Genomic DNA, 25,364 nt, shown 5'->3' with positions numbered 1-25,364 from the left:
CTTATATTTGAGCTAAATTGACACTATATGCGTTTAAAATCTAACAACCCGTTTTTAAGAAGCAAATCGTTTGCAGAAAAGAATACAACCCTTTATGATAATGATGGCCGTCCGGTACAAATTATAGACTATAACAATACCATGACCGTAAATGGCGCGGTTACAAAAACCTTTATACTTTTCGCCCTTTTGCTGGCAGGTGCTGCCACAACATGGTATTCTGCCTACACAGGACAAAACCCTCTTGTATTAACTATTGGCGGAGCAGTTATAGGTTTTATTATGGTTATTGCTGCCACCTTTTCTCCTAAAAATTTACCATACCTTGCCCCTGCCTACGCTTTGTTTGAAGGGTTGTTTATAGGCGGTATATCTGCCATGTTCGAGGTCATGTATCCGGGCATTGTTATGCAGGCCGTGTTTGGCACATTGGTAACCTTTGGCGTATGCCTTGCCCTTTACAGGTTTAGGGTGGTTAAGGTTACAGAACAGTTTAAGGGCATTGTAATTGCCTCAATATTTGCAATAGGTACTTATTACATTATATCAATGCTATTCTCTTTCTTTGGCGTGTCATTTTTTCATCATGGCAATTCGCTTATGAGTATAGGCTTTAGCGTGGTAGTAATTGTAGTGGCCGCTTTAAGCCTGTTCCTTGATTTTGATATGATAGAACAGGGCGCACAACGCAGGTTGCCTAAGCACATGGAATGGTTTGGCGCTATGGGCCTCATTATTACTTTAGTATGGCTTTATGTGGAATTTTTAAAATTGCTTAGTAAACTGCAAAGCAGGGATTAACTCCTACCATATAATATATAAAAGCCCCAAAGTAATTGTACTTTGGGGCTTTTATAATTATGTACCGGGCTTAAGCAGGCATTGTTAATGAGCCTTCACCAAAGCGCTGTAATACATCATCGAGGGTGTTGTAAACATCCTGGGCGGCATCCTGAGTAACGAGTTTTTGCCTGTATTCTTTAAAGTTTGGTATTCCCTTAAAGTAATTAGTATAATGCCTGCGGGTTTCAAATACACCAAGGCGTTCGCCTTTCCATTCTATAGCCCATTGCACATGGTTACGGGCAGCTTCTACCCTATCGGCCATTGTAGGTGCCGGTAAATGTTCTCCGGTAGCTACATAATGTTTTATTTCATTGAATATCCACGGATATCCTATGGCGGCACGGCCTATCATTACACCATCTACGCCATACCTGTTTTTATAATCTAAAGCTTTTTCGGGGCTGTCTATATCGCCATTGCCAAAAATAGGAATGTTGATGCGCGGATTGTTCTTAACCCTTGCAATTTCGGTCCAGTCGGCTTCGCCTTTATACATCTGTGCACGTGTACGGCCATGAATGCTTAGCGCTTTAATGCCTACATCCTGCAAGCGCTCTGCCACCTCATATATATTAATAGAATCGCTGTCCCAACCCAGGCGGGTTTTTACGGTAACCGGTAAATGGGTACTGTCTACCACAGCTTTAGTAAGGCGCACCATAAGGTCTATATCCTTAAGCACCGCAGCACCGGCACCTTTACACACTACTTTTTTAACGGGGCAGCCAAAGTTAATATCTACAATATCGGGGTTTACAGCTTCAACAATTTTTGCCGAAAGTGCCATAGCCTCTTCATCTCCACCAAATATTTGTATACCTACAGGGCGCTCATAATCAAAAATATCAAGTTTCATTCGGCTTTTCATTGCATCGCGAATAAGCCCTTCGCTCGATATAAACTCACTATACATAAGGTCGGCACCATGTGCCTTGCACAGCCTCCTGAATGGCGGATCGCTTACATCTTCCATCGGGGCCAACAAAAGCGGAAAATCCGGCAGCTCTATATTACCTATCTTAACCATTGGTATTCATTTTGTGCAAAATTACACTATTTTTTGCTAACGGATAAGCCTCCTTGTTGCGGGTTTGTAGTGATGATAAATAATCGTAGCAATTACGGTAAACCATAAAAAATTGAACAACGGCATAAACGCAAATGTTAAGAAGCACCTGTTAACAATATTGTAAGGTATTTATACCTTAATTACTTATAGACTATTTTAATTAAAAAGTAATTAATAAAAAGAAACCATAAGGCGGGTAGCCCTCAGTAATTAATCCGTAGCTTCGTCATACTTATTTACCTGCAAATGATATGATACTAAGCCCCCATAGGTTTTCTTATAATAACCGGTTAAATAAGTTATATTCCTTTGTACAGCGCGTAATCCCACTATGCGCTGTACTTTTTTTACAACTATAATTCATTAATTATAGCAGTGCAAAACTGCCCATTTTATATAACTCAAATCAAATTTTAAACTGCAATTTCCTGTAACTAAATATGTGTTAAACCACATTATGTTAATGCAGTAAAATATGTAGTCTTATTCTTAACAGTGTTTAACTCGCGCCCAACAAAATATTATTATTTGATTATTGTCCTTTGCAATACACTAAAAAATAATAAAACATGGAAGCTAAAAAAATTACCTTACTAAAAAATGCGCCATACCTGTTGTTACTGTTTATTCAGACAACTGTATATGCACTATCGCCGGTTACTCAGGCACCTTTTAACCAGATTACAAATGCTGCATCTGCAGTAACAATTACACAACAGCCGCAAACTGTAAACACCTGTACAGGCAATACAGCAACATTTACAGTAGAGGTTAGCGGAATATTTAACCCTATGTACATTTGGCAAAAAAATGGCGTTGCCATTTATGACAACAACAATGTTAGTGGCACAGGAACGCCTACCTTAACCATTACTAATAGTACGATTGCAGATGCCGCAGCTTACACCTGTTATATTTATGACAGCGCAAGTAATAGTGGCACTCAGTCTGACGTGGCTTACCTAAACGCAGGTATCTTAACCCAAAACGGAGCCACAACATGTTCCGGCACCGGTACGGTAATAACTGTTTCTGCTGTAGGAGAAAATGTGCAGTACCAATGGTATGCAAACGGGCAGGCCAACAGTAATGTAAACGGTATTGCCATTGCAGGTGCTACGCAAAGCGTATATGCACCACCGGTAGACCAGGACGGTACTTTTTACTATTATGTAATTGTATATCCTGCGGGTTACGAGTGTGCTGCAACAGTTTCTAACCCTATAGCTGTAAATATCGGCAACACATCGGCAGGGCAGGCATCGCCTAACATTATTGTATGCCCTAACGGTAGCGGTACAGTAAGTGTTACAGGATCTTTTGGTGCCATACAGTGGCAACAATCTGCAGATGGGGCAAATAACTGGGTAAATGTTGTGGGTGGCAGCGGTGCTACTACACCAAACTATATTACTCCTAACCTTAGCGGAACAATGTACTACAGGGCTGTTGTGGGTAACCTTACCTGTGGCATAGACTATTCTGAAACTATTGCAGCAACAATAACACAAACGTATGTATGGACAGGGAGCGTGAGCACCAACTGGCACGAACGCGGCAACTGGGCGTGCAACATAGTGCCTACCATAAATGAAAATGCAACAATACCGGCAATACCTGCAATGCAGCCTATAGTGCCTGACGGAACGGCAACGGCAAAATCTATAATTGTAGAAAATGGTGCTACACTAACTGTAAATACAGGTGCCACATTATATATAGCCAACAACGTTATTGTAGATGCAGGCGGTACTGTAACCATACAAAATAATGCCGCGCTTGTACAGGATGCAGATACTAATAATTCCGGCTTAATTACCGTGATAAAAGACAGCAACCCGTTATACAGGCTTGATTATACTATGTGGTCATCTCCGGTAAACGGGCAGGAACTTCTTAATTTCTCGCCAAACACAATAGCAACACGTTTTTATGAATACGGCTACAGCGAAACTAATAACGGTGAGTTCTACATACCGGTTTCAGCAACTATAAATTTTGAGGCTGCTAAAGGTTACCTTATACGTATGCCGGATACAGACCCACTTGCAGGTTATTATAGTGGCAATGCATCTATGGCATATACAGGTAACTTTACCGGCACTCCTAATAATGGTGAGGTTACAATTGCAGCCTCTGTATTAGGCAACCGCTACACTGCTGTAGGTAATCCTTACCCATCGCCTATAAGTGTTGCCGATTTTTATGAAGCTAATTCTAACACTCTAAATCCGGGGTCGGCCATTTACCTCTGGAGGAAAAGAAATAATGCTGAGGCTCCCTCGTATGCAACTTTAAATAAAGTAGCTTATGTTGCTAATACTGCCGAAGGCGGAGGATCTGAACAGGCTGGATTTTATACTGCGGAAACTCCGGGCGACTGGATATTATCTCAGGGACAAGGCTTTATAGTAAAAACAGCAGAGACTCCCACAGTTGCAAACATAACCTTTAACAATAGCATGAGAAGGCCGGCAAATGCCAGCGGTGGTCAGCCGTTTTTCAGGCAGGGCCAAAACCAGATGTCGCGTTTATGGCTAAACATTACAGGAGCACAAAACAAATTTGCCCAAACTGCAATAGTCTATACACCCGAAGCCACTCTGGGCTTAGACTACGGATATGACGGACATCTTTTAAATGATAGTGCTACTCTGTCTTTATACACCTTGGGTGCAGATACCAAACTGGCAATACAGGCAAGGCCGGCCTTTACAAATACCGATGTTGTGCCTCTTGGCTACATAGCTAACAGCGCAGGCGAATATACATTATCGCCCGACCATGCTGACGGAACATTTACGCAGGGGCAAACTGTTTACTTAAGAGATAACCTTGTAGGCACAACTACAGACATTGCAAATGGTTATACTTTTACTACAGAGGCGGGTACATTTAATGACCGTTTTGAAATAGTTTACACAACCGAAGCTTTAAGTACCAATAATCCTGCGCTTGCAGCCAACACTGTTATTATTTATAAAGATGGCGCCACACTAAACATAACTACCGGTATTGCAGAAATGACAAATGTTACAATATATGACATTCGCGGCAGGGCCCTGTATAGCCAACAGGGTATTAACAACACAAAAGCTATTGTTACCGGCTTACAGCCACAACAGGAAATGCTTATTGTAGAAGTAGATACTGCCGGTGGCAAAGTAAGTAAGAAAGTAGTATTTTAATATTTACTAAAAACTAATCAACAAAGCCCTGCGCACCAGCGTGGGGCTTTGTTGATTAGAATAGTATTTCAATTACATGAACAAATGTGACCTGAAATTTGAAAATACTACAAAAATTAAACAATCTTAAACATCGATATTTTTTGTGATGATATTGTTATATATATAACCAAACCTTATTATGTTTGTTATATAAATTTAGCACAAATAATAAACATTTACAGTATATTTTTTATTATAAATCAAAATATAGCAAAAAAAGTGGTTTTTTAGCACTTATTTATGCTAATTATTCATTGCTTCGATTTAAAATTTTTAACATGATTATAAATATTTGGTATTACAGTACTAATAATTGATAAATCTTTTGCAATTAATATTTACAAATACCCTTAAAATTTAATTATTCTGTAATTAATCATAACAAAGATTTAACAGTACTATTAATTTGTATTTTAGAAACACAAATTATACAAACTTTCTATGAAAAACAATTACAAATTATTACCGGAAGGTGACAGCAGCTTTTTGCCGCCACCGGGAAACAATGGCAAGCGACTTGACAGAATGTTTCCTACCATTCTAAAAAACAGGATGTTTGCCTTAATGGCATGCCTCTTTATGTTAACCGGCGCCCACGTTTTTGCCCAAACCGGCGAAACCTGCGCTACGGCCATAGACCTTACCAACTTAACAAGCCCGATAAACGCTACAACTGTTGGCGCGGCTAATGATGTTAACCCCTCATGTATGGGCGATACCTCGGGTCCTGATTTAGTTTATTCTATAACGGTACCTAATGGCTATACTATAATTATAGGGCAAACGGTAAATGATAATAACGGTCAAAACTACGACTCTGTTCACTCAGTTTCTTATGGCACCTGTGCATCGCAAACAGTTATAGCATGTATAGATGATCCGGATACTATTATAGAAGGCCCGGAATCTCAGGTAGAATGGGAAAACAATACAGGCAGCACACAAACAGTATACTGGTATCAGGATGGCCTTGACCAAAACAGCCAGGGCACATTTACCTTAGCCTGGAGCTTACTGCCCCCACCTGCCTGTAATGTACCAAGGACTGTAATGGCAACATTAACAACGGCTACATTAGCAACTGCAAGCTGGGTCATACCAAATACAGGCACAGTTGTTAACTATGAATATGCCATAACAAACTCTGATGTTCCGCCTGCAAGCGGCACTATTACCACAGCAACCACCGTTACAGGTATAACCGTAGCACCAAACCAGCAAATGTATTTATATGTTCGCACAAACTGTGGCGTTACAAATGGTTATAGCGAATGGGTAGTTTACCCTTTTTATTCGGGCATTTGCATCCCTACACCAGAGTTTGCAGATGAGGGTGGTATTGTAAATGTAACCATAGGCGGAGATATTAATAATACTACCGATGCTACCAATGCATATTACACCGATTATTCTGCACAATCGGCTACCATTGGCCAGGGAGATATAAGGCAGTTTAGTATAACAATGAACACTTTTAGCCCGTACAATATAAAAATGTGGGTAGACTGGAACAACAACCTTGCGTTTGAAGATAATGAAGAGGTTTATAGTACAACATCGCAGGGTACGGAATTTAGCACAGTACGTGGTAATTTAACAGTACCGTCAACTGCAGCAGTAGGCAGCCATCGCTTAAGAATTGGTGCCGTACCCAGCTGGTTTGGTCAGCCTAATGCCTGTTCTACAGAATATTTTGGCGTTTATGAAGATTACACTATAAATGTAACAACCCCTCCAACTTGTTTTGCGCCTTTAAACGTAGCATATCAAAATGTAAGTTTAGGTATAGTTAACATTAGCTGGAGTGCACCGGCAACCGGCACTGCACCCGCAGGTTATCAATATGCAATAGATACTAACTATGCTCCTCCTGCAACCGGCACTAGTGTTACAGCCACAAGTGTTTCGGGCATTTCTGTAATCTCAGACACCGAGGCTTACCTGCATGTAAGGACAAATTGCGGCGGCAGTGATTATAGCCAATGGAATACTATACCTTTATATAACGGATTTTGTACCCCCGCACCAGAATATGTAGATGGTGCCGGTATTACTAATGTAACCATAGGGACCCTAAACAATACCACCGATTTAGAAAACAGCAACTACGGCAACTTTACAAACCTGGTTACAACTGTGGGCCAGGGTGTAACGCAACCCTTTAGCATAACACTTAATGTATATGACAGGTACCACGTTAAAGTATGGGTAGACTGGAACGACGACCTTGATTTTACAGATGCCAATGAGGAAGTGTACAGCGGAACCTCTCCATCAAGAGAAACGACTACCGTGTTTGGTACATTTTTAGTACCTGTAACAGCCGCTTTAGGTAACCACCGCTTAAGGGTGGGTGTAAGCCCTAACTTTGAGAACAACCCGGATTCTTGTTTTGGGAACGTAACTTATGGTGCTGTAGAAGATTACACTATTAACGTTACTACGCCTCCTTCATGCTACACACCTACAAACCCTGTAGGGGTAAGTGTATCATCCGGAGTTGCAAACATAAGCTGGACAGCCCCAACGCTGGGCGGCACTCCTGCAGGGTATGAGTATGCCGTAACAAGCACTGCCACACCGCCGGCAACCGGTACAGTTACTACAGCAACATCTGTTGCAAATGTAGCGGTTACTGCAAATGCTGTAAGCTATATCCATGTAAGGACAAATTGCGGCAGCGGCAGCTACAGCCAGTGGTTTACTGCCACTTATTATAACGGACATTGCCAGCCGCATGCAAATTATGTAGATGGGCGCGGCATTACAAATGTAATATTAGGTACAATAAATAATACTACAGAAGATGAAACAGACAATTATGGCGACTATTCTGCGCAGGCTGTAACCGTAGGCCAGGGTGATACACAACCTATAAGGGTTACCCTGTCGCTTAATGCTTCTTACACATTTAAAGTCTGGATAGACTGGAACAATGATCTTGACTTTGATGATGAAGGCGAAGAAGTGCTTCAAACAGAATCAGAAAATGTGGCACACGCTGTAATAACAGGCACTATAAACATACCGTTAACGGCACCGCTGGGTAGCCACCGTTTAAGGATAGGCGGTGTTCCCGGCTTTGAAGAATCGCCAATATCGCCATGCTTTGATGATTATTATGGTACTTTTGAAGATTATACCATTACCATTACTGCTCCTCCTGCCTGTTTTAAACCTCTTAATTTTGAGGCTGAATCATCTGGAACAGGTCTTGCAACTTTAACCTGGGCAGCCCCTGCAAGCGGCACGCCAACAGGATATGAATATGCAGTAACCTCTACATTCACTGCGCCTGCAGCAGGCACGGCAACTACAACTACTACGGTTACAAATGTTGCAGTAACACCTAACGTTACAGTATACCTGCATGTAAGGACAAGCTGTGGCGGTAGCTTTAGTGCCTGGACAACCATACCTTTTTATAACGGTGTGTGTGTACCAAATAACAATTATGTAGACGGCGACGGCATAACAGGCTTTTATACCGGCAGCATAAGCAACAGTACAGAAGAGGAAGAGGGTAATTATGGCGACTATTCTGCACAGGTAGTAAATATTGGCCAGGGTGTTGTACAACCATTCAGGCTGGCCCTTAGCACTAATGTTGCTTACCATGTAATAATATGGGCAGACTGGAACAACGACCAGGTTTTTGATGATAGCGAAGCAATATATACGGGACTATCAGAAAATTCTGCGCTTAGCATAATCAGGAGTAATTTTACAATACCGCTAAATGCTGCATTAGGCAATCACCGTATAAGAATAGGTATATCACCAATTTTTTCAGACCCTCCTACACCATGTAGCGTAGATTTTGCCGGTGCATACGAAGATTATACCATAAATGTAACTACACCGCCTACATGTTACATCCCAGTAAACCCTATTGGTGTTGCAACAGCCTCTGGCATAGCAAATTTAAGCTGGAGTGTACCTTCTCAGGGTGGCACACCTGTGGGTTATGAATATGCCGTAGACACAAATAATTCTACTGTACCGGCAACCGGCACCGCTGTAACAGGCACTACCGTAACCGGTTACACAGGATTTACCGATAATGTTTACTACTACCTGCATGTAAGGGCAAACTGTGGTGGTGGAGATTTTAGCGAATGGATAACATCAGAGCCTTTCAGGTATCTTCAGGGAGACACCTGTGAGAGTGCAATAGACCTTTCTACATTAATAAGCCCTTATACTTTTAATACTACAGGCGCAGATGACAACTATGAAGTTCCGTGCGATTCTTTTGGCACTGCACCTGATTTATTTTATTCTATACAGGTGCCTGCGGGCTATACACTTGATATAGGATTAACGAACACCGAGTATTTTTCTGTGTACTCGTTATTTTACGGCAGCTGTACCTCTCAAACTTTAATAGCATGTAATACTGATGCTTCCGTACCGGCAACATGGGAAAATTTAACAGATACAACACAAACAGTTTATTGGGTTCAGGATGGCTTTGGCCAAAATGATGGCGAATTTACATTAGAATGGTCGCTTACACCCCCACCTGCATGTAATAAACCAAGAAACCTTGCTGCTGTTTTAGCATCATTAACCACAACAAATATAAGTTGGTCTGCGCCTAATACAGGTACACCGGTAGGCTACGAGTATGCCATTACACAATCGGCTACGCCTCCGACAAGTGGTACATTTACCTCATCTACATCGGTACCAAATGTTACGGTAACACCAAACGTAGATCTTTACCTTCATGTACGTACCGTATGTAACGATGCAGATGGTAACAGTATATGGGTAAGTTACCTGTTCTTTAATGGATATTGTGTGCCAAGAAATATAGAATCTACATCTTACTATATTACAGGTGTAAGCACTACGGGCGGTACTACAAACTTTAGCAGCACAAGTACCAGCTTTAGCGCGTTTACAGATTATACCGCTACACACTCTGTATCTACCTATCCGGGTGGTTCGTTTAGAATACAGGCTACTACGCCAAACACTACAGACCAGTATATATACACTGTATGGATAGACTGGAACAACGATTTTGATTTTGATGATACAGGAGAAAGGATGATAAATACAGGATACTTAAGATCGCCTGTAGCTGTTGGTACTGTTACTGTACCAGTAACAGCAGCACTGGGCAATTATAGGGTGAGGATAAGAAATGCCCGCTTTGGCGCTCCGGTGCCGGCATGTGGCGAGCAGGGATCTGGCGAGGCAGAAGACTACACATTACAGGTTGTAGCCGCACCAAGCTGTTTCCCTCCTTACAACCTTTCTATTACACCTACAGACCCGGGTTATGCTAACCTAAACTGGAGTGTACCATCGTTGGGCGGTATCCCTACAGGATATGAATACGTACTTAGCACATCTTCTACGCCGCCAACAGGTAATGGCACACCAAGCCCTACATTCTTTGTAGGCGATGTAGCGTATGACACTACACAATCTGCCTATTTATTTGTTCGCAGCAACTGCGGCGGCGGCGATTACAGTACATGGGCTACGGTGCCTCTTCTTGGCACAGACTCTCCAGACTTTCTTGCTAACAGCGTAATTGTTTATAAAGAAGGCAGTGCAATCAACATTACATCTGGAAGTACATTAATAAAAGGTGTTACAATTTATGACACCCGCGGCAGGAAACTATACAGCCAGGCCGATATTAATAATACAGAAGTGGCACTTACCGGCCTGCAAATACAACAGCAGGTAGTAATTGTAGAGATTAATACTACAAGGGGTAAAGTAAGTAAACGAATAGTTTTCTAAACATTCTATAACTTTTTGTAACCTTAAGCCCCACGCAAATGCGTGGGGCTTTGCTTTTAATGGGTTCATATAATCCTGCAACTTTAATTTAGAGTACATACTTTAAACCGCACTTTTTTTATAGTATTTGTATGCCTATATTTGGCAACATCAATCATCTAATTTATTATGTGCAGTAATCTGTTTAAAAAGATTATAATTTGCCTGTCCCTTATTACGGGCATGCTTACATACGCACAAGTACCTGTTAAATATTGCGATTCTTTAATAAAAGAAGGCATTAAACAAAACGAGAAAAAAGACTACTTAAAGGCCCTGGAACTACTTACAGAGGCACAGGCAATTGCTAAAAAAAATGGCTGGGGCAACCAGCTATATGGTGCCACTATAAACATAGGCAATTGCTATGGGCAAATGATGGATTATGGTGAAACTTTAAAATACTATCTTGAAGCCTACAACATTGCCGTAAAATATAAATTTAAAACCCACGAGGTTGCTGCCATTAATAACATAGCTATATTTTATACCAGAGAAGGCGAGTTTAAAAAGGCGCACGATTATTTTAAAAGAGCCTACAACATTAGTAAAGAAGAAAAAGACTCTGCAAACATTGGTATATACACCCTTAACCTTGGAATGGTTATGGGCGAAATGAAAAACTTTAAGCAGGCGTACACTTATTTTAACGAAGCCCTGCTATACACACAAAAAAACCCTCAAATTGAAATGGCTGCTAAGTCGGGTATTGCAGAGATTGAGATGGATATGGGGCATACACAAAAATCTAAAGCAATAGCTCTTTCTTTACTATCCCAAATATCTGATAAGTATGGAAGCGAAGCGGCAATTTCTCTGCAGCTTAATGTAGCAAAAGCCTTTTTGCAGGAAAATAATTTCGACAAAGCCAAAGAATATGCCTTACAGGCACTAAATAACAGTACCGACCTTAACAGAAAAAGGACTATATATGCCGTTCTCTCTGAAATTTACGAGAAAAACAACCTGCTTAGCCCCGCACTTCAATACAGGGATTCAGTATATGCGGTGCAGCAAAAACTTAACGATATAAAAAATGGCCGTACTTACGAGAGTAACCGTGTTAAGTTTGAAGTACAGGATTATAAAAATCAGATCGCAATAAATAATGCCACTATAGCAAAAGACAGAAAAATATTTTATGCAATAACAGCCTGTATAACTTCTTTACTGTTGCTTATAATATTTATTTACAGAACACTGTCTATGCGGCACAAGCAAAAAAAACTTATTGCCGAGAACAACCAGCAGGAAATGGCTTTACAATTGGTTAGACAGGAAAGCGATGCCTTATTGCAGGAAAAAAACTTCAGGGAAAAGCAGGACGAAATATTAATGGAAAAAGAACTGCTTAAAAATGAAATAGAGCATAAAAACAGGAAACTGTCTTCGCAGGCTCTATACACATCCGGCAAATACCAAATGATAGAAGACGTTATTGGCCTGCTGTCCGATCAACCCGAATTAGCACAGGTGCCTGCAGTTAAAAAACACATTCGTTTTTTGCGCAACTCTTTAAATAACGATAATGAATGGGCCGGTTTTTTAACTCATTTTGAAGAAGTAAACCACGGTTTTTTAACCCGCCTTAAAACAGCACACCCAGACCTTACCGCAAACGACATCAGGTTTATATGTTATGTGTATATGAACCTTAATGCAAAAGAAATTGCAGGCATGCTAAACATATCTTTAGACGCGTGCCGAAAAAGAAAAGAGCGCATATCGCAAAAAATGGGCTTAAAAGACAGCTCCGCCCTATACAGCCATCTATATGATATTTAGTTATTTATAAATAATAACTAATAATGTCACAAATTTTCCGTCACGTTTTTTTAATAGTTAAATAACATTACAGACTTTTATGCCACTACCTTGAAGGTGGTACAAAACCAATAAAAGATGTTGTTAACTAACTAAAAAAAATGCGGTCAAAATCTTAATATCATCTGTTATCTAATGCTATCTCTTAGGTATTGGTATTTAAAAGTGATTTCGGCTGTTTTAATATATCCCAATTTTAAGACACTAACAGAGCCACAATTATTAAGATCAGGAATCTATTATCCAGTTTAAGAAACAGCATTGAAAAAACTATGAATACACTATTACCCAATAAATAACTATGAAAAAGAATTATCCAAAATCTGCAGGCAGCCTCTTTAAGCTGCCGCAAAGCAGCGACGGCGTTACAACACGCCGACATTTGTACTTTAAAATAGTACCCGCAGCATTTATTTTGTTGTTAAGCACAATAAGCAGCTTTGCACAAACTTATTGTACTCCCACCCCGGGAGCCGTAAATGGCGATGGTATTACCAATGTTACCTTGGGCAGTATCAATAATAATACTGTAGCCGAAACCGGCAGTTACGGAGATTATACTGCACAGGTTGTAAGCGTGGGTCAAAGTGTAGAACAGGCTTTTAGCATTACCCTTGCAGTAAATGCAAATTTTAGTGTTAAGGTATGGGTAGACTGGAACAATGACTTTGACTTTGATGATGAGGGCGAAGAAGTATTTTCCGGCAACTCTCCATTTGATTCGGTAGTTACCTTAACGGGTGCTTTTACAGTTCCTGCTACTGCCGCGTTAGGCAACCACCGCATTCGCATAGGCGGGGCACTACTGGGCAGGGGCACACCCCCTACCACTCCCTGCTATAGCGGTTTTACGGGTGCCTTTGAAGATTATACAATAAACGTTACCCCTCCACCCACATGTTTTGTACCTGTGGCCTTAGCCACTACAAACGTAAACAGTGGTACTATAAACGTTAGTTGGGCGGCATCATCTCATGGTAACACACCTGTAGGCTATGAGTATGCTGTAGATACAACTCTTGCGCCTCCTGTAAGTGGTACTGCCGTAACAGGCACCAGCGTTGCCGGGCTTACAGTTCCTTTAAACGGTTACCTGCACGTAAGGTCTAACTGCGGCGATGGCGATTATAGCCAGTGGGTAACAATACCTTTTTATAATGGCTTCTGTATTCCGGCACCATCGTATGGAGAAGGCAATGGCATAACAAATGTAACTATTGGTACCATAAACAACACAACGGTTCAGGAAACGGGTTACTATGGCGATTATTCGGCACAAATAGCTAATATAGGCCAGGGTGTTACCCAGCCATTTAGCATTACCCTTAGTACAAACTCAAGCCCTTTTAACACAAAAGTATGGGTAGACTGGAATAACGACCTTGATTTTGATGACGCAGGCGAAGAAGTTTATAATGGTACTTCTCAGGCGCTGCCCGTATCAATACTTAACGGCACTTTTACAGTTCCGTCAACCGCCACACTGGGTAACCACCGCATAAGGGTAGGCAGCACAATAACGTGGAACGCGCCTGTTACTACGTGTAATTCGAGAGATAATGCTATCTATGAAGATTATACCATTAATGTAATTGCGGCGCCAAGCTGCTTTACGCCCACAAATGTTACAGGCGTAACTACAGCCACGGGAGTTGCTGCCATAAACTGGACAGCGCCAACGCCTGGCGGTACACCTTCGGGATATGAGTATGCTGTTACCGCATCTTCTACACCTCCCGAAACAGGTACTGCTACTACAGCAACATCTGTAAGCAATATTACTGTAGCGGCAAATGCCACAAGCTACATACACGTAAGGACTAACTGTGGTAATAACGATTTTAGTAATTGGTACACGGCACCTTATTACAATGGCTTTTGTACACCACGCCCATCATTTGCAGATGGTACAGGTATTACAAACGTTACTATAGGAACTATTAACAATACCACCGTTAGGGAAGATGGAGATTATGGCAATTACGCTAACCTTATTGCAACTGCAGGCCAGGGTGTCGCACAGCCATTTAGTGTAAGTATGAACGTTTTTTCATCATATAATACAAAAATATGGGTAGACTGGAATAATGACCTTGATTTTGACGATGAAGGAGAAGAGGTTTACAGTGGTGCCTCTCAGGAAGGTGTAACCTCTACCATTACAGGCTACATAAATGTGCCTATTGATGCTATTATGGGCAATCACCGTTTAAGGGTAGGAATAGTTATTAGTTTTAATGCGCCACCATCTCCTTGCCAGATAGGCGAAAATGGTGCTTATGAGGATTACACACTAAACGTTACCGGGCCGCCTGTTTGTTACACGCCAACAAACTTTGCCGCACAAATTACAGGATCCGGCATTAACAGTTTAAGCTGGACGGCTCCTGCCTTTGGTAATACGCCTACAGGTTATGAATATGCCGTTACAGCTACAAGCACGCCTCCTGCAAATGGCACGGCTATTACCGGTACTACTGTTGCTAACGTAAGTGTTACTGCAAACACTACCAGCTACCTGCATGTAAGGACAAACTGTGGTGATGGCGAATTTAGCGAATGGGTAACCATTCCATTTTATAATGGCGTATGTATACCCCGCCCAAGTTATGCAAGTGGCGGCGGCATTACAAACTTCACGGCAGCAGGTATAAACAATACTACTGCACGCGAAGAAGGCGAATATGGTAATTTTTCTAATCTTGTGGCTACTATTGGGCAAACCGTTTCCCAGCCTTTTTCAATTGGCCTTAATGTATTTGTTTCCTTTAATGTAAGAATATGGGCAGACTGGAATGATGACCTTGATTTTAACGACGCAGGCGAACAAATTTATGCAGGCGTATCAGCAAATGCCGAATCGACTATATTAAGAGGAACATTTACAGTTCCTGCTACGGCAGCTTTAGGCAACCACCGTTTAAGGATAGGAATAAGCCCAGGCTATTCTACACCACCTACTCCATGCAGTGTAGAATCTAACGGTGCTTACGAAGATTATACCATTAATGTAACTGTACCGCCTACCTGCTTTATGCCAGGGAGTCCTGCCGGTATGGGTATAGCCCCGGGTACTGCAAGCCTGAGCTGGACAGCCCCTACACTGGGCGATGCTCCTGCCGGCTACCAATATGCGGTAGACACTAATTTAGAAAACCCTGCAACGGGCACCACGGTTACGGGTACTACGATACCAAATTACACAGGTATAACAGATGCTGTTTATTACTACCTGCACGTAAGGACAAGCTGTGGCGATAGCGATTTTAGCGAATGGGTAACATCTGCCCCATTCAGGTATTTTGCCGGAGACAATTGTGAAACAGCTATTAACCTTGGTTCACAGCCAAGCCCTTATACATATACCACAGAGGGTGCTGCGAACGACTATGCGAGTGCATGTACAGGAGACAACGTGGCACCGGACCTTTACTACTATATTGATGTGCCTAACGGATATACTGTAGTTATAGAGCAGGCATCTGAAGAATATGACTCTCAGCACTACATGGGTTACGGCGGGGCATGCCCCGGCCAGACACCTCTTTCTTGCGGAGATGAAGAACGCACAACAACTACCTGGGAAAATATATCAGGTGCTACAGTAAGGGTGTACTGGGTTCAGGATGGTTTTGGGTCTACATCGGCAGGCTCATTTACACTTAACTGGTCATTACTACCTCCTGCATCATGCGACAGGCCAAGGGCACTTTCAGCAAGCGTAACATCGCTTACAAGTGCGGTAGTAAGCTGGAATGTACCTAATACGGGAACGCCTGTGGGCTATGAGTATGCTGTTACAGCATCATCAACAGCGCCAGAGAGCGGCACCTATACAACAGCAAGATCGGCCACGGTTACTACACTTATACCTAATACTATCAGTTACCTGCACGTTCGCACAATATGCAGCGAGGCAGATGGCAACAGTATTTGGGTAACGTACCAGTTCTTTAGCGGATATTGCGTACCTACAAACCCCGACTCTACAGAGTTTTACATAACAGGTGTAAGCACAACAGGAGGAGATACAAACTTTAGCAATACAAGTACAGGCTTTAGCGCTTATACCGATTATACTTCTCAATATTCTGTAACAAGTTATGCCGGTGGGGAGTTTAATATACAGGCCACAGCACCTAACAGTGAAGACACTTACCTTTATAGTGTATGGATAGACTGGAACAATGATTTTGATTTTGAAGACAATGGCGAAAGGGTAATTAATACTTCTTACTTAACATCTCCGGCAAACCTTGGCGCTATAACTATACCAACTACTGCGGCTATAGGAACTTACAGGATGAGGGTTCGCAATGCACGCTTTGGTGCTCCGGTACCGGCATGTGGCGACCAGGGATCGGGCGAGGCAGAAGATTATACGTTAAATATTGTTGCAGGCCCTGCTTGCTTCCCTCCTTTTAACCCAACTATTGCACCGACAGATGCAGGCTTTGCCAATTTAACATGGGGAGTACCTGTATTAGGAGATACACCTACAGGCTATGAATATGTGCTTAGTACAACTTCTACAGCGCCTGCCGGCAATGGTACAGCTGCAGACACAAACTTTGTAGAAAATGCAGCATACAACCCTGCACAATCTGTTTACTTATTTGTACGCAGTATTTGTGGGCCTGAGGAGCACAGCACATGGGTACCTGCTGCCCTGCTTGGCACAAATACACCTGAGTATCTTTCTCAAAGTGTAATTGTATACAAAGAGAACGGAACAATTAATATTACAACAGGAAACACGTTGATGACAGGTGTTACTATTTATGACACCAGCGGCAGAAAGCTTTACAGCCTAACCGATATTAATAATACCGAAACTGCAATTGCTGGCCTGCAAATACAACAGCAGGTAGTTATTGTAGAGGTTACAACCGTAAAAGGTAAAGTAAGTAAAAGAATCATTTTTTAATATTGTGTATTGAGTTTTACCTAAATCCCCACGCATTCCGTGGGGATTTTTTATTGGCATAATCAGCTCTGATATTAAAAACTTTTAAAGAAAACAGTAAGGCTTACACTATCTGCCATGCCTAATTTTTTTCTTAAGCGGGAACGTGCCACTAATATACTGTTGCTGCTTTGCTGGGTTATTGCCGATATTTCTTTAGTAGAAAAATTCATCTTGGCAAAAGCGCATAAGCGTATTTCGTTCTTGGTAAGTGTGGGGTACCGGGTAAGCAGTTTTTTATAAAACTCTTCGTCAGTTTCTACAAATAATTTTTCAAATTCTTTTTTATTAAACGACTGGTTACCCTTTTTAAGATCGGATATTATCTGGGTCAGCATTTTATTATTAGGAGTATCTATTACGGTTTTAAGCTGGCTTAACCCTTTTTGCGTATAATCCATTATTTCGCTGGCCTGCATTATCTGTATAGCATTGCTGGTAAGCTCTTTATTTTTACCTTCCATTTTTTGCAAAAGCAATTCGTTTTCAATTTTCCGCTGCCTGGTTTTTATCCGCTGCAGCCTGTACATTAAAAATCCTATTATAGAAACCGGTACAAGCAATATAAAACTAAAAGTAAGCACATTTTCTCTCTTCTGGGCTGTTATCAATGCTTCCTGCTGCTTGATTTTTTGATTGTTTTCAAACTCTAAAAGTTCGATCTTCTTTTTGTTTTGCTGGCTTAATTCCTGTTCTGATAGTGAGTTTACAATGTGCAACAAATAGTTAGACCTTTGATAATTATCTCTCTGTTCATATAAATTAGCAAGGGCTTTTGCCGACGATAATTTAGCATCATTTAAATGTTTTTTACTACCTAATGCAAATGATTTCTCTAAATAGAAAATCGCCGAATCTTTAGCAGCAAGGGTATCGTTCATACCACGGTTATGGTATAGGTATGTCAATTCTGGCAAGCGGTTAGATTTTATAGCCAGGGCAATCCCTTTGTCAGAATAAAACTTACTACTGTCCGGTTGCTTAAGGCTGTTATAAACGGACGCTAAATTTTGGTATGTAATTATTATGCCCGATGTATCTTTTAACCGAACACTTTGCTTATTATAAATATACAGCATCTGTAAAGCTCTTGTATAATTTTCATCTTCCATCTCTATAACTATAAGATTACTATATACAAGATATGCCTCAACCTCCTTTTCTTTAAGTGTACCCTTTGCAATAGACTGTTTTAAACCCTCTAACGACTTATTTAAAAATTTTCTTGACTTTTCTATATCCTTAAGCTGCATATAAGCGCACCCAATATTATTGTATATAAAATGCATTTGCGAAGGGTCTATTTTTTTTTGAAGTGCCAGTGCTTTATAGCCGTAATCTATAGCCAAAAGATTAGCCTGATGGTTAATACAGGCAACTGTAGCTATTTTATATAAATACAATAACTGCTTGTCGCTAATGTCGTTTTTATACTTTAATGCTTCATTAATATAGGAAAGGGATTTAGCAGGATCTGAAAAATTAAACTTGCCTGCGTTTTTAAGTAATGCATTAATTGAGGCTTTAACTCCGGGTTTCTGTACGCCGGTTTGCCCCACAACACCATTACATGTTATTAATAAAATGTAAAAAAATATGATTTTTATGGCACTTTTAGGCACTAACATTTTATTTCAAATATATAAAAAAAGGAAAAACCAAAAACACAACTTTAAAAAGAATAAATACTTAACAATCAAATACATAAAAATAATGTAAATAAAATGTAAGGTATAAATGTAATATTGTAAATGAATTGTAAGGTGTTTTTTTAAGGTTTTTTTTTGATGCTGCTCTACATTTGGATTCTATTAAAACACAAAAAATTATGAAAAAAATTTAATTATCAATCCTTTTTGCTTCTGCTCACATATAACAGTACTTAAAGGCAGCGTAAAAAACCACTAAATGTACAGTAATTACACAACTGTTTACTGTTGCAGCAAGTAAATTAAATTATTGTTGCGCTATGATTACTTTATTGATTGCTGTTTTTTATATACAAAGCAGCAAAATATAAATGCCCTGTTTACCTTAATTACACAAACAAATTGAGACCACTAAAATTTAAAATGAAAAAAACTTACGAAACAAAAATGGAGTTTTTAAAAAACTCCCTGCGGCAGGCAGGTAGCAAAACAGGCTTTGTGCTTGCTTTTGTCTTACTTGTTATAAACGCAGCTACAACATTTGCCCAAAATGGCTACACGTGTGCCACGGCAATAGACCTTGCTACTTTAACCGGCCCGGTAAGTGGTAACACGACAGGAGCCGGTAATGAAAATTTACCAACGTGTAATAACTGGGGTACTGCCCCCGATGTTTATTACTCCATATCGGTTCCGGTAGGCTATACCCTGACAATAGGCCAGACGGCAAGCAGCTATGATTCTGTAAGGTCGTTATTTTACGGTTCATGCGATTCTCAAACGGCTATTGCGTGTATTGATACCGAAGTAACGAGCAACACCTGGGAAAATACTACGGCAGCGACCCAAACAGTATATTATGTTCAGGATGGCTGGAGTGCAAATATGGGTACCTATACTTTTACATGGTCGTTAACGGCCCCACCTGTTTGCAATGTACCAAGAAACCTTGGGGCTACATTAACATCGGCAACGCTGGCAAATCTTAGCTGGACCGCACCTGTTACAGGTACAGCCCTAAATTATGAATATGCTTTAACAACAACTGCAACGCCACCGGCAAGCGGAACCGTGACCACGGCAACCGAAGTTTTTGACACTGCTGTTACGGTAAATGCGACAAACTATTTACACGTACGCACTAATTGCGGCACTACAGATGGTTATAGTACATGGTCTACCTATTCGTTTTATTCAGGTATTTGTATACCGGCACCGTTAAGCAGAGATGGTAGCGGGATTACTAATGTAACATTAGGAAGTATAAATAATACTACAGAGGGAGAAACCGGTAACTACGGTAACTTTTCTACACAAATTGTAAATATGGGCCAGGGTGTCAGCTATCCTTTAAGCATAACGCTTACTACCAATAGTGCTTATAATGTAAAAGTGTGGGTAGACTGGAACGACAATCTTACTTTTGATGCCAACGAAGAAGTATTTACCGCTGTTACAACTGCTGTAAGAACAGCTACTGTAACCGGTACTCTTACCGTGCCTGCAGGTGCTATATTAGGTAACCACCGCATGAGGGTGGGTGCCGTAGCCACATGGAACACTATAACCCCATGCTTTGCTGATTATGGAGGCAGTTTTGAAGATTACACCATTAATGTAACTACACCGCCAAGCTGCTTTATTCCGGCAGGGCTTGCCGTTGCAAATACAGGGGCAGGAATAGCTACCATAAGCTGGACAGCACCCACGCAGGGAGGAACACCATCAGGGTACGAATATGCTATTACAGCTACAAGAGCCACTCCGATAAGTGGTGTTGCTGCAACAGGCACACAGGTTACAGGAGTTACTGTACCTGTAAATGCCAACTCTTACCTACAGGTAAGATCAAACTGTGGCAATGGCGATTTTAGCGAATGGGTAGCATTCCCTTTTTATCATGGCGTATGTATACCGGCACCTACAAGCACTAATGGCAGCGGTATTGTTAATGTAACTATGGGTGCTATTAATAACACAACGGTTGCAGAGGCTGGTAACTATGGCAACTACTCTAACCTTGTAGCAAACATTGGCCAGGGCGTTACACAACCGTTTAGCATAAGCCTTACTACTTATACAGCTTATAACACTAAAATTTGGGTAGACTGGAATAACGACCTTGATTTTGACGATGCAGGCGAAGAAATTTTTACAGGCATATCTACAACACTAAACGTATCTACACTTACAGGCTCGTTTACTGTACCTGCAACAACAGCTGTAGGGCAATACCGTTTAAGGGTAGGCGCTACATCTATCTACAATGGCCCAATTGCTCCTTGTTACACAGGTGCAAATGGTACTTTTGAAGATTACACTATTAACGTTACCCCTGCACCTACATGCTATGCTCCTACTAACGTTGCAGGTCAGTCATTAGGATTAGGTACTGCAAACATTACCTGGGCAGCACCGGCTCTTGGTACAACTCCTGCAGGTTACGAGTATGCTGTTACAGCTACTGCAACACCACCAGCAAGCGGTACCGCTAACACAACCACAACGGCTACCAATGTTACGGTAACAGCGAATGCCGTAAACTATTTACATGTACGTACTAATTGCGGTAACGACGATTTTAGCGAATGGACAACGGTTTCGTTTTATAACGGCTACTGTACACCAGCACCTACATTTCAGGGAGGTACAGGTATTACTAATGTAACATTAGGAGCCATTAATAATACAACAAGCGGCTCTGTTCCTTATACAGATTATACAACGCAGGCAGCAACAATAGGCCAGGGCGTTACACAGCCACTTAGCATAAGCCTTTTTGTTTATGACAGCTACAGCACAAAAGTTTGGGTAGACTGGAACGACGACCTTGATTTTGACGATGCAGGCGAAGAGGTTTTCAGCATCTCATCTCCCGCTTCAACAAGGGCAACTGTAACCGGCACTATCACTGTTCCGCTTACGGCTACGCTGGGCAATCACCGCATGAGGGTGGGTGCTGTGCCGGCAAGTGTTGGCAGTGCTACACCGTGTTATTTTATTGGCATGGGATCGTTTGAAGATTACGCACTAACAGTATCTGAAGCACCAAGCTGTTATGCACCTACTGCTTTAACAGCGCAATCTACCGCAGCAGGCGTAATAAGCGTTAGCTGGACGGCACCTGTAAATGGTGGCACCCCGGCAGGTTATGAGTATGCTGTTACAGCAACTAACGAAGTACCATCAGCAGGCACCGTAAACGCTACAACCAGCGTTGCAAACGTAACTGTAACCGTAAACACTACAAGCTACATACATGTGCGAACTAATTGTGGTAACGGAGACTTTAGCGAATGGGCAACCATACCCTTCTACAATGGGGTATGTATACCGGCTATAGAATATGGCAACGGCACAGGCATTACAAACGTTACAATAGGCAGCATTAATAATACAACCGTTGCCGAAACCGGAAATTTTGGAGATTATTCTGCACAGGTGGTAAACATTGGCCAGGGCGTTACGCAGCCGTTTAGCCTTACAACGGCTTCTTTTTCTGCAAATAATATAAAGATCTGGATAGACCTTAATGACGACCTGGATTTTGAAGATGAAGGTGAATTGTTATACACAGGGCTTACTGCAAATACCAACCCTGCTACTTTAACAGGTACGTTTGTACTACCTGCTACTGCTGCACTTGGGCAACACCGCTTAAGAATAGCTAACACACCTTCTTATAATGCGGCACCCACACCTTGTGGGCCAATGTTATACGGTGCGGTTGAAGATTACACAGTAAATGTAACAACACCACCATTATGCTTTACCCCTACAAATCCTGCAGGTATTGCGGTTGCTGCAAATACTGCTAACTTAACCTGGACAGCGCCGTCTCTTGGCACAACTCCTGCCGGTTACGAGTACGTTGTAGATACCATAAGCAACGTATCTCCTGCAAGCGGTACGGCTGTTACTGTACCATTTGTAAATGGTTACACCGGCATAGCCGATAATACTTTTTACTACCTGCACGTACGTACAAGCTGTGGCAATGGCGACTTTAGCGAGTGGGTAACATCTGCCGGGTTTAAATATTTAGCCGGAGAAACCTGTAACATTGCGGTAGACCTTGGTGCACAAACAAGCCCGTATAGCAGTACAACAGTAGGTGCAGCTAACGATTTTATTGCGTCTTGCGCAAGTTCAAGTACTGCCCCCGATATTTTTTATTCTATCGAAGTTCCTAATGGTTATACTATAAACATTGGCCAGACAGAAAACGATTATGACTCTGTACACTCTGTATTTTACGGTAGCTGCGATACCAGAACCCTGATATTATGTGCCGATGAAGATTTACAAAGGGCATCATGGGAAAATCTTACAGGATCGTCTAAAACAGTTTATTATGTACAGGACGGCTGGGGAACCAGTGCAGGTACCTTTACATTATCCTGGACACTTACCCCTCCGGTAGCGTGTGATATTCCAAGAACACTTGATGTTAACCTAACATCTACTACAAGTGGTACAGCAAGCTGGACCGTGCCAAATACAGGATCTCCCGCAGGTTATGAATATGCCGTTACAACATTGGCTACACCTCCTGCAAGTGGCACAACAACTACAGGAACATCTGTAACCGTAACAGGTATGGAACCAAATACTAACAGTTACCTTCATGTACGATCTGTATGTGGTAACGATGGTACAAGTGTTTGGGTAACTTATGCATTTTTTAGCGGTTACTGTATTCCTGAAAGTACTACATCTACAGCGCACTACATTACAAGTGTAAGCACAACCGGCGCATTGGTTAATATTTTAAACACAAGTACAGAGTTTAGTGCTTATACAGATTATACAGCTACACAATCTGTTACAACATACCCGGGTGGCTCGTTTGCAATACAGGCTACAGCATCTGTAGCAGCAAACCAGTACCTTTACAATGTATGGATAGACTGGAACAACAACCTTGATTTTTCTGATGAAGGCGAAAGGGTAATCAGCACAACACGATTAGTGTCTCCGGCAGCTTTAGGTAACATTGCAATACCGGCAGGCACACCACAGGGCACCTACAGAATGAGGATAAGAAATGCCTTTACAGATACTTTTATCCCTGCATGTGGCGACGTAACATCGGGAGAGGCTGAAGACTATACTATAGTTGTGGGCGCTGCCCCTACATGTTTCCCTCCTTTTGGGCTTACAGTAGCACCATCAGACGTTACAACGGCAAACCTTAGCTGGAGTGCCCCATTGTTAGGAGGTACACCTGCAGGTTACGAATATGTATTTAGCCCAACAGCTACTGCCCCTACGGGTAACGGTACTGCTACCACGGCAACATTTATATTTGATGAAGTATATAACCCTGCCGTTTCTAACTACCTTTTTGTTCGCAGTACCTGCGGCGAGGGCGATTATAGCGAATGGGTAAGCAGGGCGGTTCTTGACGTTACATCGCCAGAACTTGCTGCAAATAATGTTATAGTATATAAAGAGGGCAACGCCATAAACATAACTACAGGCACCACGTTAATGACCGGCCTTACTATATATGATATCCGCGGAAGCAAACTTTATACGCAAAGTAACATTAATGCAACTAATACGGTAATTACTAACCTGCAAATACAGCAACAGGTAATTATTCTAGAAGTAACAACTGCAAAAGGTACAGTAAGCAAACGAATTGTTTTTTAATATTTGTTGTTTGTATTTAATTTGTGAAATCCCCACGCTAACGCGTGGGGATTTTTTTGTTTACATGAAAATACATAGACTACTAAAGGATTATTTAGCTTAATTAAGGATAAATAATTATAGCTGTAAGCTTTACAAATATATTCTTTAAATACATGTCACGAAATGTCACGATGCCTGTCACGCTTTATCACATAATAAAGCACATACTCATTAGTTTTTATATCTAATTTTATCCGCGCCTGAATATAGGCTTTATGTGTAAACCGTACTTTACGGAATCATAAATTTATATTTAAGCACAAAAAAAGAAAACA

The 25,364-nt window shown here is 41.4% G+C and carries 8 protein-coding genes; 6 read left to right on the top strand and 2 right to left on the bottom strand.

What is annotated here, in order from left to right:
• Positions 1-27 precede the first annotated feature (27 nt).
• On the top strand, positions 28-801 hold the full coding sequence (locus F565_RS0109400; protein WP_020212969.1) for a Bax inhibitor-1/YccA family protein: 774 nt from the start codon (positions 28-30) through the stop codon (positions 799-801).
• Positions 802-871: 70 nt separating this feature from the next.
• Here F565_RS0109400 and dusB read toward each other — a convergent pair whose 3' ends face one another.
• Positions 872-1,873 carry a tRNA dihydrouridine synthase DusB gene (dusB, locus tag F565_RS0109395; protein ID WP_020212968.1) on the bottom strand — a complete coding sequence of 334 codons (1,002 nt, stop codon included), beginning with the start codon at positions 1,871-1,873 and terminating at the stop codon, positions 872-874.
• Between the two features lie 611 nt (positions 1,874-2,484).
• On the opposite strand from dusB, the gene F565_RS0109385 reads away from it, so the two are divergent.
• The 4 genes from F565_RS0109385 to F565_RS0109365 all read left to right on the top strand — a co-directional run bounded on the left by F565_RS0109385 (position 2,485) and on the right by F565_RS0109365 (position 17,701).
• Complete coding sequence (locus F565_RS0109385) at positions 2,485-5,103, top strand: T9SS sorting signal type C domain-containing protein (RefSeq protein WP_020212967.1); 2,619 nt, start codon at positions 2,485-2,487, stop codon at positions 5,101-5,103.
• Between the two features lie 483 nt (positions 5,104-5,586).
• Entirely contained in the window at positions 5,587-10,911 is a 5,325-nt protein-coding gene (locus F565_RS0109375) for a GEVED domain-containing protein (protein ID WP_020212966.1), read from the top strand.
• A 222-nt stretch (positions 10,912-11,133) separates the two neighbouring features.
• On the top strand, positions 11,134-12,735 hold the full coding sequence (locus F565_RS0109370) for a tetratricopeptide repeat protein (RefSeq protein WP_035642226.1): 1,602 nt from the start codon (positions 11,134-11,136) through the stop codon (positions 12,733-12,735).
• A 340-nt stretch (positions 12,736-13,075) separates the two neighbouring features.
• On the top strand, positions 13,076-17,701 hold the full coding sequence (locus F565_RS0109365; protein WP_020212964.1) for a GEVED domain-containing protein: 4,626 nt from the start codon (positions 13,076-13,078) through the stop codon (positions 17,699-17,701).
• A gap of 74 nt (positions 17,702-17,775) precedes the next feature.
• Here F565_RS0109365 and F565_RS0109360 read toward each other — a convergent pair whose 3' ends face one another.
• The gene (locus F565_RS0109360) at positions 17,776-19,368 is read right to left on the bottom strand and encodes a tetratricopeptide repeat protein (RefSeq protein WP_020212963.1); all 1,593 of its coding nucleotides are present in this window, start codon (positions 19,366-19,368) and stop codon (positions 17,776-17,778) included.
• A 444-nt stretch (positions 19,369-19,812) separates the two neighbouring features.
• Between F565_RS0109360 and F565_RS0109355 the strand changes: the two genes are divergently transcribed.
• Complete coding sequence (locus tag F565_RS0109355; RefSeq protein ID WP_154652580.1) at positions 19,813-25,047, top strand: GEVED domain-containing protein; 5,235 nt, start codon at positions 19,813-19,815, stop codon at positions 25,045-25,047.
• The last annotated feature ends 317 nt before the right edge of the window (positions 25,048-25,364 follow it).

The sequence above is a fragment of the Flavobacterium rivuli WB 3.3-2 = DSM 21788 genome (assembly GCF_000378485.1).
GTDB classification, from domain to species: Bacteria; Bacteroidota; Bacteroidia; order Flavobacteriales; family Flavobacteriaceae; genus Flavobacterium; species Flavobacterium rivuli.
Note: the sequence above shows the minus strand (reverse complement) of the source record. Positions and strands in the feature narration are given on the sequence as shown.

Excerpts from the sequence above, each read along its gene's own strand:
- F565_RS0109400 (WP_020212969.1), top strand. The coding sequence starts at position 28 with ATGCGTTTAAAATCTAACAACCCGTTTTTAAGAAGCAAATCGTTTGCA.
- dusB (WP_020212968.1), bottom strand. The coding sequence starts at position 1,873 with ATGGTTAAGATAGGTAATATAGAGCTGCCGGATTTTCCGCTTTTGTTG.
- F565_RS0109385 (WP_020212967.1), top strand. The coding sequence starts at position 2,485 with ATGGAAGCTAAAAAAATTACCTTACTAAAAAATGCGCCATACCTGTTG.
- F565_RS0109375 (WP_020212966.1), top strand. The coding sequence starts at position 5,587 with ATGAAAAACAATTACAAATTATTACCGGAAGGTGACAGCAGCTTTTTG.
- F565_RS0109370 (WP_035642226.1), top strand. The coding sequence starts at position 11,134 with ATGCTTACATACGCACAAGTACCTGTTAAATATTGCGATTCTTTAATA.
- F565_RS0109365 (WP_020212964.1), top strand. The coding sequence starts at position 13,076 with ATGAAAAAGAATTATCCAAAATCTGCAGGCAGCCTCTTTAAGCTGCCG.
- F565_RS0109360 (WP_020212963.1), bottom strand. The coding sequence starts at position 19,368 with ATGTTAGTGCCTAAAAGTGCCATAAAAATCATATTTTTTTACATTTTA.
- F565_RS0109355 (WP_154652580.1), top strand. The coding sequence starts at position 19,813 with ATGAAAAAAACTTACGAAACAAAAATGGAGTTTTTAAAAAACTCCCTG.